The organism is Pseudomonas sp. LBUM920 (genome assembly GCF_003852315.1).
Taxonomy (GTDB): domain Bacteria; phylum Pseudomonadota; class Gammaproteobacteria; order Pseudomonadales; family Pseudomonadaceae; genus Aquipseudomonas.
Map to the genome: position 1 here is coordinate 2308042 of NZ_CP027762.1, position 13080 is coordinate 2321121.

9 protein-coding genes are annotated in these 13080 nt (G+C 62.4%); 7 read left to right on the forward strand and 2 right to left on the reverse strand.

Annotated elements, in window-relative coordinates; translation table 11 throughout:
• Together C4J83_RS10770 and C4J83_RS10775 are read right to left on the reverse strand one after the other, a co-directional pair.
• Positions 1-252, reverse strand: a complete 252-nt coding sequence (locus C4J83_RS10770; RefSeq protein ID WP_106579943.1) for a CsbD family protein — start codon at positions 250-252, stop codon at positions 1-3.
• A 131-nt stretch (positions 253-383) separates the two neighbouring features.
• Entirely contained in the window at positions 384-1880 is a 1497-nt protein-coding gene (locus C4J83_RS10775; protein ID WP_106579944.1) for a PAS domain S-box protein, read from the reverse strand.
• A 172-nt stretch (positions 1881-2052) separates the two neighbouring features.
• Here C4J83_RS10775 and C4J83_RS10780 point away from each other — a divergent pair, with 172 nt between their 5' ends.
• The 7 genes from C4J83_RS10780 (at position 2053) to C4J83_RS10810 (ending at position 12715) form a co-directional block, all read left to right on the forward strand.
• Positions 2053-3021 carry a hypothetical protein gene (locus C4J83_RS10780; RefSeq protein WP_106579945.1) on the forward strand — a complete coding sequence of 323 codons (969 nt, stop codon included), beginning with the start codon at positions 2053-2055 and terminating at the stop codon, positions 3019-3021.
• Positions 3022-3103: 82 nt separating this feature from the next.
• A complete protein-coding gene (locus C4J83_RS10785) occupies positions 3104-3904 on the forward strand; it encodes an AraC family transcriptional regulator (protein ID WP_124416993.1) in 801 nt (266 codons plus the stop codon).
• A gap of 245 nt (positions 3905-4149) precedes the next feature.
• Entirely contained in the window at positions 4150-5034 is an 885-nt protein-coding gene (locus tag C4J83_RS10790) for a PhzF family phenazine biosynthesis protein (RefSeq protein ID WP_124416994.1), read from the forward strand.
• 135 nt (positions 5035-5169) lie between these two features.
• Positions 5170-5790: a transglycosylase SLT domain-containing protein gene (locus C4J83_RS10795; protein ID WP_124416995.1), complete on the forward strand. Its 621-nt coding sequence runs from the start codon at positions 5170-5172 to the stop codon at positions 5788-5790.
• Positions 5791-5936: 146 nt separating this feature from the next.
• Entirely contained in the window at positions 5937-11636 is a 5700-nt protein-coding gene (locus tag C4J83_RS10800; protein WP_124416996.1) for a membrane-targeted effector domain-containing toxin, read from the forward strand.
• A 119-nt stretch (positions 11637-11755) separates the two neighbouring features.
• Positions 11756-12100 carry an FKBP-type peptidyl-prolyl cis-trans isomerase gene (locus C4J83_RS10805; RefSeq protein ID WP_119735500.1) on the forward strand — a complete coding sequence of 115 codons (345 nt, stop codon included), beginning with the start codon at positions 11756-11758 and terminating at the stop codon, positions 12098-12100.
• Between the two features lie 12 nt (positions 12101-12112).
• Positions 12113-12715 carry a GNAT family N-acetyltransferase gene (locus C4J83_RS10810; RefSeq protein ID WP_124416997.1) on the forward strand — a complete coding sequence of 201 codons (603 nt, stop codon included), beginning with the start codon at positions 12113-12115 and terminating at the stop codon, positions 12713-12715.
• The last annotated feature ends 365 nt before the right edge of the window (positions 12716-13080 follow it).

A 13080-nucleotide genomic window follows, 5' to 3' on the forward strand; every position in this document is an offset into this window, starting at 1 on the left:
TCAACGACGGCGCAGCAACAGGCCCACCAGCAGGCCTACACCGGCGACGACAGCGACGGTAGCCAGCGGTTTGTTGCGGGTGAAATCACTGACCGTATCCAGCGCATCGCCATAGGTCTGCTGCAGTTGCCCGGCGGCCTGGCGCGCAACGCCTTCGGCTTGCAAATGCTCATCACCGGTCAGGTCGCCAAGAAAACCCTGGGCCTTGCCTGCAACTTTCTCGACGGCGCCTTTGACTTGTTCGCTTTTCATAGTGCATTCCTTCAAGAGATCAAACCAATACGGCACGGGACTCAAAGCCCTGTGCCCACCCTTCAAGGTTAAGCACCTCGATCTACGCAAATAAGGCGAATTTGCACCGGTCCTACTAGTGCATTTGCACTTTATTTCTTGCTTTTTACGCGTAATTCCCCGGCGAACAGCCCGCGTTCACGGGCCCAGACAATCGCCGCACTGCGGCTGTGCACCCCCAGTTTGGAGTACACCGTGGCCACGTGGTTACGCACGGTGTTGGGCGCCAGTTTCAGGCGCGAGGCGATCTCCTTGTCGGCCAGGCCTTCGCAGATCAAACCCAGCACATCGCGTTCACGGGCCGTCAGGTCAGTGAAGGCCACGTTCGGCAAATTGGGGCTGTTGACACTCTTGGCGTTGGCCAGTTTTTCGATCAGCGTCTGGCTGAACCAGGAGGCGTCCTGCATCACTTCCTCGATGGCCGCCACCAGCTCCAGCTCCGAGCGTTTGCGTTCGGTGATGTTCATCATTACCAGCAAATAGCACGGCACATCCTGGATCAGCACCGTGTCGGCGGAGACCACGCAATCGATCACCTCGCTGCCTTTTTTGCGCACCTTGAGGTCCAGGCCGTCGAGGTTGCCGGCTTTTTCCAGGGTCGCAAACAGCTGCGCGCCTGCCTGGGGATTGTCGATGAAGTGAATGTCTTCGATGGTCTTGCCGATCAGCTCTTCACTGGTGTAGCCCGTGATGTTCATGAACGCTTCGTTGATATCCACCACCTGCCGGTTGGCGGCGCTGCACACCAGGGTCGGCACCGGCGTCAGGCGGAACGATTTGGCAAAGCGTTCCTCGCTCTGGCGCAGGGCAATTTCCGCCTTGCGCCTTGGCTCCAGGTCGGTAAAGGAAAACAGCATGCAGTCTTCCTCGTTCATGTCCAGCGGCTGGCCCGCGACGATCACCAGTTTGCTGCCGCCTTCGGGCAGGCGCAGCTCGGCCTGCATCTGCGGGATGGTTGCACCTTCACCCAGGCGCTGGATGGCCAGGTCCTTGCGCTCGGCCTGTTCCAGCACGTCCAGTTCATACACCGAGCGCCCGATGACCTGATCGCGGCTGTAGCCGGTCATTTCCAGAAACCCCTGGTTGACCTTGATATAGCGCAGGTCGCTCAAGCGGCAGATCACGGCGGGCGCCGGGTTGGCGTTGAAGGTTTTCTCGAAGCGCTGCTCGGCGCTGGCCCACTCGGTGGCATCGCTGAGGATCAGCACCAGCAGCTCCGGCTCACCCTGAGTGTCGGTCAGCACCAGGCTGCGCAAGCGGTGCACCCAGCTACGGTTTTCGTCGGCGGCGGGGGTGACTTCCACCACCACATCGCTGAACTCTTCACCGGCTGCCACGCGGCTGAGCGGGTAGCTGTCCAGCGGCAACGGATGGTTGTTGCGATAGCGCAGCGCGAACCGCTTGGCGTATTGCGCAGTATTGACCCCCAACGCCTCGATCTCGCTGACCCCGTGCATGGTCAACGCCGCTTCGTTGGCCCAGAGGATGGTCTGGTCAACCTCGGCCAGGATCACGCCGTCGGACAATCCGGAGATGATCTGCTGCAATTGGCGGCGGTTGGTTTCTTTGGCAAGAACGTCCTGGGTCATGGTCTCTCCGGAGTATGGGCGCATGGCAGTTACGACACTCGGGCTTGAGGATAGTGCAGAGAAATTGCCCGGCGCGGGGTGCGAATGCACCAGACGCCCTGGTGCATTTGCGCGAGGACGGCCGTCCCTGCGCTCGCCAGACTAAAACGGTCAATCACTCAAAGGATTAATCATGACCACTGTCTATGAAACCAATCGTTCACCGTTTCGCGTGTCCTGGAGCTCTGTGCTGGCCGGTAGTGCAATTGCCCTGGTGACCTACCTGGTGCTCAGCGTGCTGGGCACGGCCATCGGCGCCAGCGCGGTCGACCCGATGCAAGCCGGTAACCCGTTGCGTGGCTTCGGCACGGGCGCCGGGATCTGGCTGTTTGTGTCGACGCTGGTCGCCATTGCAGTCGGTGCATTTGTAGCGGGGCGTACCGCGCCGGATCGCGGCGGCCTGCATGGTGTGCTGACCTGGACACTGACCACGCTCTTCACCACCTGGCTGCTGGCGGCGCTGGCGTCAAGCGTGGTGGGCACGGCGGGCAATGTCGTCGGCAAAGGCCTGTCGGCTGCCGGCAGCGGCATCGCCGCCGCAGCGCCAGGCATCAGCGACAGCGTCAAGCAGCAGCTGGACGAGCAGGGCATCCACCTGGATTGGAACAGCCTGCAAGGCCAACTCGACACCTTGCTCAAGCAAAGTGGCAAGCCTGAACTGGACCCGGCCAACGTCGAGCAGAAAACCGACCAGGCTGCCGCCGATGGCAAGCAGACGGCCACGGATGCCGCGACCAACCCGGCCCAGGCCGGTGATCAGCTCAAGCAGTGGTTCGAGCGCGTGAAAGCCTCCGGTGAACCTGCGTTGAATGCGGCAGATAAAGACGCGCTGGTCAACATCGTTGCGGCCCGTACCGGCAAGAGCAAAGAGCAAGCCACGCAAATCGTCGACAACTATGCGCAGGCTTATCAGCAAGCCATGCAAAAGGTCGATGAGCTCAAGCAACAGGCCGAGCAGAAGGCCCGTGAAGCAGGCGAAGTCGCCGCCAAACAGCTCTCGCGTGCAGCCTGGAGCACCCTGGCCATGCTGCTGTTGGGTGCGGCCCTGAGCTTCTTCGTCGGCCGCACGGCGTTGACCACACGCCGCGTACCGTTGGCTTAACCGTGTCAGCGGCAGGGACGCCGCTTTCCACTGATCCCAAACATGCTAGTGTCAGCGCTCCATTCCCGTGCAGTGCCTGGCGATGCGTGATATCTACAGCGTCTTCAACGCCAACGACACCTATGAAACGTCGGCCCACGCCCATGACGCGTTCATGCTGATGGTGCCCGAGCGTGGTGTGTTGCGCTTCAAGGATGAAGACAGCGGGCGCAGCGCGGTGCTCAACCGCCAGTTCGTGTGCGTGCCGCCGCAGCGCAGCCATTCCTCCTCATCACTCACTGCCCGCCAGGGCCACCTGGCGTTGTACGTCGACCCTGACTACATGCGTTACGCGCTGCGCGATCTGGCCGGGGACGCCAACCGCCTGCTGCGTGCGCCCACCCTGGGCATCTGGCAAACCTCTGCGCCGCTGCACCCTCTGTTGCTGGCGAAGAAAGCCTTGAGCCAACCCGACCCCTTCGTTGATCGCCGCCGCCAACTGGCCCAGGTCGATCACTTGTTACTGCTCGAATGCCTGACGATTAGCCTCAGCCAGCCAAGCCTGCAACGCTCCTGCACAGAGCGCCATGGCGCCATGCTGGTACGTGACGTGAAAGCGTATGTCGAGGGCAATCTTGAGCAGGCGCCGGGGCTGGACGAATTGGCTGCGGTGTTTCATCTGTCGCGTCGGCACCTGACCCGCTTGTTTGCCTTGCACACTGGCGAGACGGTGCTGGCGTTCGCGCAGCGCTTGCGTGTGGAGCGCGCACAAACCCTGCTGCGGCATACGCGCATGTCGGTGCTGGAGATCGCCCACAGCGTCGGCTACGAATCACCGTCGCACCTGGCCCACGTGTTTCGGCGGGTGCTGGGCAGGTCGCCGGATGAGTGGCGGCGCGGCTGACATGCCTGGGTCACACTCGCCCCCTGTGGGAGCTGGCTTGCCTGCGATAGCATCACCGCGGTCTGACTGAACAACCGAGCTGCCTGCATCGCAGGCAAGCCAGCTGCCACAGTTGGTTCGGTTCCTTCAAATCGATTGCCAATTTTTCATGGCCCGATCCCGCGCATGATTCGGCCCGATCCCGTGCGCTACACGGCGGTCATCGGTTCATCCTGTGTTCTTCACCCACTCAAGGGAGAGGCGAAATGACGCCCGAGGTTCACCTGGTCAATGTATTTTGCGCCGCCCCGCACGGCGGCAACCCGGCGCCCACGGTGGTGCTGGCAGATGGCATGAGCGATGCGGACATGCAGCAGGTCGCCCGCGCCTATGGGCATGAATGTGGTTTTGTGTTCGCCGCCCCCGTGGGCAGCGACTTCGATTTTGCCCTGCGGTTCTGGGTGCCCAACCACGAAATGCAGATGTGCGGCCACGCCACGGTTGGCGCCATCTGGTTGCTGGACCGGCTCGGCCTGTTGCACAAGCAGCAACTGGCGCTCTGGACCTTGAGTGGGCGGGTCGATGCGCGCGTGATTGACGCAGGTACGCCACAGGTTCAGGTCGAAATCAGTCAGCCCAAGGGCCAGGTCGACACCCTGGGCGATGCCGATGTCGAAGCCGACATTCTCTCGGTGCTGGGCATCACCGCCAACGAACTGGCGCCGTTGCCGATTCAGAACGCCTGCACCAGCCGTGTGAAAACCCTGATCGCGCTCAAAAACGTGGCGGTGCTGGACAGCCTCAAGCCCGACTATCGCCGTATTGAGCAACTGTGCGAGCGCATCGGCTCCACCGGCCTGTACCCCTACGCGGCGTCCGATCTTGAAGGCCGACAGTTCGATGCACGGCAATTTCCCAAGTCTTCTGGCTACCCCGAAGACGCTGCTACCGGCATCGCCGCCGCCGCGCTGGCGTTTGGCCTGCTGGAAAATCAGCTGGTCAGCGCCGATGAGCGCCTGGTGCATATTCGCCAGGGCAGGGCGATGGGGCGGCCGTCGCAGATTTCCCTGCGGTTTCGCCGGGATGCGGCGGGGCAGGTTCAAGGGTGCTGGCTGGGTGGGCCGGTGGAATTTGCCCAGGCGCATTCATGAGCCTTCGGGGCTGCATCACTGCCTTGGGCCAGGTGCTGCCCGCTCCCACAGGTTATAGCGCCAAGCCGATAACCTATGTGCCTGAATGAATGCGTAAAATAGCGGCCTTTTACGCGAATCACGCAAAGGTGCCCCTTGAGCGCAGGCAAAGCCGTCGGACTGTTACTCCTCACCTCAATGCTGGTGGCGTGCGGCACCTCGCCGCCACGCACGCCGAATGATCTGTGCGGCATCTTCCGTGAAAAGGACGACTGGTACGACGCTGCCAAAGTCACGCAAAAGCGCTGGGGTGTGCCGATCCAGGTGCCGTTCGCGATCATGTACCAGGAGTCCGGTTTCCATCAGGACGCCCTGGCCCCGCGCAAATATTTGCTGTGGATCATTCCCTGGGGCCGCGTCTCTACCGCCGCCGGCTATGCCCAGGCCAAGGATGAAGTGTGGAACGACTACCGCAAAAGCACGGGCCGCAGCGGCGCCAGTCGCCAGGACTTCGACGACGCCATCGACTTTATCGGCTGGTACATGGACAAGACCTACACCATCAACGGCGTGTACAAATACGACGCCTACGGCCAGTACCTGAACTACCACGAGGGCTGGGGCGGTTACCGCCAGCGCACTTACGCCGCCAAAGCCTGGCTGCCGCCGGTGGCCAGCAAAGTGCAGGCGCGTTCGCAGATGTACGCGGCGCAATATGCAGGCTGCAAGAATGATTTGGGGCGAGGGTTCTGGAGCCGGTTCTGGCATTGGCTGTAAACAACGGCGCGACCCGGCCACTCGTTGAAGGCTCAACGATGTAGCCGTGGCGCGGGAACAAGCACGCTCGCCACTATCTATCTAACACCGCGCGTACCGGCCGCTCTCCATGCTGATGCCTCTTTCATCGCATGGAGCCACGACCAATGAGCACCGCCATTTCTGCCGCATCCGTTCCTTCTTTCAGCGAGATCAAGGGTTACCTCAACCAGATCGGCCATCACGTGTTTGAGCACCCGGCGCCGCTGTTGCCCGAGCAACCTGTCGGCGCCGAGCAGGCGTATTTGCAGCGTTTGCACCGCACGCTACGAAGCCACTTCGAGGCGCTCGCCACCGCGCTGCGCGCGTTGTATCAGCCCCTGGCAACCGCCGACCTGCAGCATGCCGACGGCAAGGCATTGCTGGCGCGTCTGCGGCGCGAGTTGAACGCTCAAGTGCACGCGGTGCAAGCGCGCAGCGTGATCAGTGGCAAAGGGCTGCGCAGTTTCCTCAGCGACGAAGCGGGCATTACCGCGTTGGAGCAGGAGGCGCAGCGTGACCTCAACGACCGGCTGCTGCACCCGCAGATGGCGCGCCAGATCACGCACATTTCACTGGGCCCGGCGTTTCGTCCCGGGCTGTATGCGCTGACTTTTACCTACCAGGCGCGGCGCATTGAGTTCGCCGGGGCGTTTGTGCTGACCACGCTCAATCATCCAGGCGTGAATTCGCTGACCGGCGGCGAATCGGTCGGCAACGTGCTGATGTTCAACCCGCTGCGCGGGATCGAATCTTTCAACTCGCTGGAAGAACTCGACCGTTACCTGCTGAACGCCATGGACAACGCGGCGTGGCGCAGCGAATTCATGGCGTTGCTGCCCAGACGCTACCAGTCCCTGGGCCCGGCCGGCATCTGGCCGCTGGCGCTGGAACCGATCGACGCGGAGCCGCTGTTCGAGCACACGGTTGACGCGTTGACGGCCAAGCGTGAGCAGGATATCGACTGGGCGCTCGACCTGGTGGAGAACCCGGGGCGCACGGCACGCGAGGTGGTCGCTGACCTCGATCAGGCCATCCAGGCGACGCTGCCCGACCTCGGCCCGCGCCTGGCGTTGCACGCCCAGCGCCTGCTTGACCGCTGCTTGCGCTACAGCGCCCCGGATTGGTACCGCAGCGCCAATACTGCGCAACGAACCCTTCTGGCCCAGTTGCTGGCCCGCTATAACCAGGCGCGCGCGACGATGCTCGACCTGCTGGGCCCGGCCGCCACGCCGCCGGCCCTGGCGCGTTATCAAGTGGTCGAGCACTTGGCCGACGAGCTGGACATCCACGACCTGGACCCGGATCTGCTGCAGGTCAGCACAGGGCGTAGCGTGGCGGGTGTGGGCGACTATGAGCAGCAGCTAAGCCTGACCCTGTTGGCCTTGCGCGGGTTGCACGAGGGCGATGATGCGCCGGGGTCGGACTTCCTCACCAGAACCACGTTGACCTATGACCAGACGCCGCTGGACGCTGAGTATCAGGACCTGACGCCGGCCTACCTGGCGAGTTTGCTGGGCCGCCTGCAACCGCGCCTGGCGTTTGCCGCCGTGCAGAAAGAAAGTCACGCCAGCCCGGTGGTCAAGCAGGCGATCGAATCGATGTTCGACCACCGGCTCAACGCCCTGGCGTACACGGCATTGTTACAAAACCATGTGAGCGAGGCCGACTACGCATTGATCCAGGCGCTGCGCGAGGGCTCCGGCGAGAACCTCAGTGCGGCTACCGTGTCGCTGCATGAGGCACAGCTCAATGGGGTGTGGCTGCTGCGCCAGACGGACGCGAAAGGTGCGGTCAAACGCTTGTTGCTGTGCACGCCCGAAGCCCCCAGCGCGACGCAGTTCCAGGCATTTGACTGCGAGGCCAGCTGCAAGGCGCACCTGCTTGGCTGGTGCACCCAGCCCGCCATGAAGGGGTATGTCATCCGTACACTGGCGTTGCGTTTTCGCCCGTCCATGCAACGGATTCTCACGGGCCTGAGCCTCAAGCCGCATGCGCAGGAGTACCACGAGGTCAGGTTCACCTTTGTTGCCGATTACGCCAGCGGTCTCAACGCCATGGCGCAACAGATGCTGGCTACGCTGGACGACGACCGCACATTCGCCACGCCGCTGTGGTTCAGTTCCGCCAGCCAGGCGCAGCGCCAGACCCTTACCAGCCTGGCGCAGGACGCCGAGGGCGCCTTGCGCACTTACACTGCCGATCCGCACGGCCAGGCGTTGTTCCCGACCTTTGCGACCTTTGTGCATGAGCAGGCCAAACTTCGCCTGAACGCGCTGCTCGGGCGTGCCGCGCAAGACGTCGACCCCAATACGGTCCACGTCCATTATCCCCAGGCGTTTCCCGGGCTTACGACGCCGGACTCCGTCACGTACACCCGATTGTTGCGCGACGGTTATCACGACAGCGTGGGGTTTCTGGACCCCAAGTTTGAAACCTCGGCGACCTTTACCGGCCCAGCCGGCGTCGACCTCAGGCGCTTGACGCCTGAAGCCGTATCGCGCTCGGTGCGGGGCGTGTGGATCGGCCAGCGCTATGTCGACCTGGTGCGCAACACCCTGCAAAGCCCCAGCAGCCCCGGCTATGTATTCCGACGTAACGCAACGCTGGCCATCAGCCAATTGCAGATGCGCAACGCTGCGCTCGAATCACGCCTGCAAGGCCACCTCTCCCAGGCTGACCTGGACTGGCTGAACACCTGCCTGCAGAGCCTGGGCAATACCTCGGCCCAGGTGCGCGAAAGTTACCAGGTGCACCGGCTGTTCGTGGACGGCGAATGGGTGATCGACACCTTCCTGTTCAAGCGCGGGCATGACCCGGTGCTGCTGTACACCCCGAATGCGCCGGATGGCGTCACCTTTCGCCATGCACGCCTGTTCAACCATGTGTTGAAACACGTGGATGGCATGGTCGGTTACCTCGCCGAGCGGGTGGGCACGCAGGCACAGGCCCGGGTGCGTGGGTTTCTGGAGAGCGCCAGAAAACAACTGCCGCAAATCCTGGATCGCAGCCATCCCAGCCCTGGCCGGTATGATCCGATCAGTCGTGAGACGGTGGTGATCAACCTGCGCCAGGCGCTGTACGACGCCAAGTTGCAGCGCAAGATAGACGACGTCGAGGCAACCTCCGTCAACCGTGCGCACATGATCATGGACCTGGTGTGGAGCGTTATCGAACCCCTCGTTGCCGTCGCCACCGCGCCTTACCCGGTGCTGAGCCTGAGCCTGGGCATGCTGCTGGCTTTCAAGGATGGGATGCTCGCGCTGCACGCGTATAACCAAGGGCAGATGGGTGAAGCCTTCGGGCACTACCTTGGCTACCTGCTCAACAGCGCCGGCGCGGTATTCACCGATTTGCGCCCGGCGCTGATCAGCCCGCTGGGCAAGCCGATACGTCCGCTGCGGCATACCGCGCCGCAGGAACAGGCGTTGTCGTTGATCAAGCAATTGGAGGCGCCAACGCCGGCCCTCGATGATCTGCAAGCGGTGATGTTCCAAGGCCAGGCGTTATGGACCCGCAAAACGCCCGACGCTCTGGGGCGTTTCCTGCTGCTCAGGCAGGATGCTGCAACCGGGCATTTGCAGTCCACTGGCAGGCTGGTCCAGCGTAATACTCAAGGCCAGTGGAGGCGTGCCGGTGTTACGGGCGGTGCCCCCAAATATGAAAAACTGCCCGTCGCCGCCAGCCCGCTGGAGCGTTACGAAACCCCGCAGGCGCTGTTGAAAGACCTTGAGCATGTGGTGACCCCTGGCGCCGTGGAGGCGGCCTTCGCGCGCATCGCCGACCCGTATGGCGAACAGGTCGCCAGGGATATCATGGGCAAGCAGCTGTTCCACCTGCGCGCGCCGTATGGCACGGCAGTGGACAACCTGACCCGTGACGCCAACGCTTACTTTGATGCCTTGGCCCCGATTGTGCCCCGAGCCGATGTACTGAGTGTTGAGCCTGACGCCCTGCATGAAGTCATCCTGCAAAAGCTGCTCAGTGAAAGCAAAGGGCTGGTGATTGGCGCGAGTGTGGATTCGATTGCCAGCAAGCAGTTCCTGATCGACACCCTGCAAACCTTGCATGAGCGTGGCGTGCGGCGTCTGTACATCGAGTACCTGCCCGCCGATGTGTTTCGGGTCAAGCTGCAAACACGCCACAGCGCCAAGGCGTCGAAGAGCATCGACACGCACCTCAAGAGCGTCGATAAAGCGTTGGGCATGCCCAAGGACAGCGCCTATTCCTATCAGGCGCTGGTGCAGGCGGCGTCTGACAACGGCATCGAGGTAAGGGCACTGGATGCGTCCACTTCCTACTATCTGGACGATGCGTTGGCGGGAGGCACCACCTCGGTGCTCACGCCTCGGGAGAACCGGCTGCGCAACTTCTATTCACACAAGGTGATCGCCGCCGACGTGGCGGCCCACCCTGACGACAGTTGGGTGGCGCTGGTGGATCACCGGCGCATGAGTACCCACGGGCAAGTCCCTGGCCTGGCCGATCTGCACAGCGCCGTGAGCCTGCGTGTCGAGGATGTCAGCGTTGGCACGCCGGTCGGGGTGTGGAAGGACACACCCGGCTCGATTCCCGACGATGCGTTGGCCAAGGCTGATTTCAGGATCACCCTGCAGACCGCTTACTCCCAGCCCCAGGCGCAGGCGTTGGCGCCCCCGGCGCAGCACGGTTACAGTGTGTTCGAAATGCCCTGCGCGCTGCGTGAAGCGTTGCGCACGCTGAAAGACTCGCCAAAGGGTCTGGATTCGCGGTACTTCCCCGGCAACCCAGCGCTTCGACCGGCCTACGCGGCCTTCCAACGGACTCGCGAACGTCTCGACGCGGCGGCCGGCGCGCACTTCAAAACCTATGTGCCGCCCGCCAGCGCGCCGCAGCCACAGCTGGCGCCGGGCCTCACCGTGCGGGAGTTCTTCGAGCGCGCCTACGCCCATTCAAACGGGGTATTGATCGGCGAGGCGCACAGCCTGCAATCGAGCAAGGCGCTGTTGATCAAGGAATTGAAGACCATGAAGGTCAAGACGCTCTATGTTGAGCACCTGCTGACGGACCTGCATCAGGCGGACCTTGATGCCTTGTACCAAGGCAGTCCGATGTCCAAGGCGCTCAAGGACTATCTGCGGATACAGGACCGTGGGCACATGCTGGGCTATAAAGGGCCGCACACTTACACCGCGGTGATCGAAACGGCCGCCAAGTACAAGATTCGCGTGCGTGCGCTGGATTGCTTCGCCAGTTACTGCGTCGATGGCATGCCGGATAAAGCGACGTCGCGCACGGCGATGTTCAGCTATTTTGCCAATGAGGTTATTACTCAGGATCAAGTTGCCCATGGCCCGCATCGCTGGGTGGCGTTGATGGGCAACACCCACACCGACACGTTCCTGGGCGTGCCTGGCCTGGCAAGGTTGCAGGGCGCCATCAGCCTGCATGTCAACGAAGTGGCGCCCAGCCAGCCTGTCGGCTTGCGGGTGGGAAAATGGGAGGCGGCCAACAAGCCCCTGCGCCCCGATGAATGGGTAGCCATGCGCAGTGATTTTGCCCTTGATGTCGCGGTGGCCGGCCGCACGCCGCCGGAGGCTTTCAAGCCCGCCGACCGCTCACGTCTGAGGCACACCGGGCATTTTTTGATCGAGCGTCCGACGCCCGACCAGACGCTGCTGGTGCATCGGTCGCGCAGCGGCGACATCGTCACCACGCCGATTCAGGTGGATGAGCGCGGGCACTTCTTTATTGATCGGTGGGCGCCGCTCCAACACGAGCGCTATCTTTATCAATTCCATTTGATCGAGGCGCTGCAACTCCACATGGGCTTGCGCCCGGCGCCTTGAGTGGCTGCGAGCGGGCAGGGGGCATTGCCGCCCGCACTTTGTTGGGCCGTGCGCAGGTGCTTGCCAAACGCCGGTGATTCTGGGAAAACGCCCACCTTCTGGTATTCAACGAGCACCCCATGAGCAACCAAGACCTTCAGATCACTGACATCCGCCTGGGCGACGGTAAAACCGTGGTCAAGGGCGCACTGATCACCACCCAATACACCGGCACCCTGGAAGACGGCACGGTGTTCGATTCGTCCTGGGAACGCGGCAAGCCGTTTCAGTGTGTGATCGGCACCGGACGCGTGATCAAAGGCTGGGACCAAGGCTTGATGGGCATGCGCGTTGGCGGTGTACGCACATTGTATGTACCGGCGCACCTGGCGTATGGCGAGCGTTCGATGGGCGCGCACATCAAACCCAACAGCAATTTGCGTTTTGAAATCGAGTTGCTGGAAGTGCTGACGCGCGATGACTGAGGGAAAATGAACATGGACGTTGATGTTGAGGCGCTGCCGGGCTGCTGCGTCGCGGGCATCCGGGTGGTCGAATTGCTGGGCAGCGATGCGGCTGAGCTGCAGCATTTTTTCGAACAGGCGCCGGCCTATTTCATCGCGGTCAATGGCGAGCCGGCCACGCCGACTGAAGCGCGCGAAGAACTGCAGGGTTATTTGCCGGCAGGGTGGCGCTGCAGCCGGATGTACTGGCTGGGTTATCGCGATGCGCAGGATCAGTTGGTCGCCGTGGTGAACATTGCCGCGGACTTGCTCGCTGCCGGGGTCTGGCATATCGGATTGCTGCTGGTGCATACGCGTTTGCACGGCACCGGGCTTGCGCGACAGTTGCATGCCGATCTCGAATCCTGGGCGGCGAGCAAAGGCGCCCAATGGCTGCGGCTGACGGTGGTGGTCGGCAACACCAGGGCCGAGCGGTTCTGGCCCAAGCTTGGGTATGTGCCGGTGCGTACCCGCGAGGGCATCACGATGGGGCGACAGGTGAATACAGTGTCGATTCAGGTCAAGGCATTGGCGGATGGCCGGATGGATGAATACCTGGAGAAGGTCGAGCGCGATCGGCCGGGTACGCCGTCATAACCGGTGTACATAAACCTGGTGCACAGGGGCCATTTCACTCTCATCTTTGATCGGGGTGACGCTTGAAGAATGGTTCCTGAACTCACCCTGAAGAAGCGGCCTGTTCGTCATCGGTAAACTTTCCTACGGTTTACTCACGCGAAAACGCGGCGTAAACTCCGCGCGTTTTCATCAATAGCGGAGACCCTCAGTGGGTACTTGTTCGAGTGACAGTTGTCGGCCGGTTTCAGTAACCGGCATATCCTTGGCAAGATAACGCGCATTCTTCCTGTGCCGTTGTCTCGCCTGAAAAAAGCGAGAAGCGGCATTCCGGCAGCGGCCAGTCCTGGCAACTGCCTGCATCCCTCTCATCGACGCTGACCAGC

Coding starts and splice junctions, on each gene's coding strand:
- C4J83_RS10770 (WP_106579943.1), bottom strand. CDS start 252: ATGAAAAGCGAACAAGTCAAAGGCGCCGTCGAGAAAGTTGCAGGCAAG.
- C4J83_RS10775 (WP_106579944.1), bottom strand. CDS start 1,880: ATGACCCAGGACGTTCTTGCCAAAGAAACCAACCGCCGCCAATTGCAG.
- C4J83_RS10780 (WP_106579945.1), top strand. CDS start 2,053: ATGACCACTGTCTATGAAACCAATCGTTCACCGTTTCGCGTGTCCTGG.
- C4J83_RS10785 (WP_124416993.1), top strand. CDS start 3,104: ATGCGTGATATCTACAGCGTCTTCAACGCCAACGACACCTATGAAACG.
- C4J83_RS10790 (WP_124416994.1), top strand. CDS start 4,150: ATGACGCCCGAGGTTCACCTGGTCAATGTATTTTGCGCCGCCCCGCAC.
- C4J83_RS10800 (WP_124416996.1), top strand. CDS start 5,937: ATGAGCACCGCCATTTCTGCCGCATCCGTTCCTTCTTTCAGCGAGATC.
- C4J83_RS10805 (WP_119735500.1), top strand. CDS start 11,756: ATGAGCAACCAAGACCTTCAGATCACTGACATCCGCCTGGGCGACGGT.
- C4J83_RS10810 (WP_124416997.1), top strand. CDS start 12,113: ATGGACGTTGATGTTGAGGCGCTGCCGGGCTGCTGCGTCGCGGGCATC.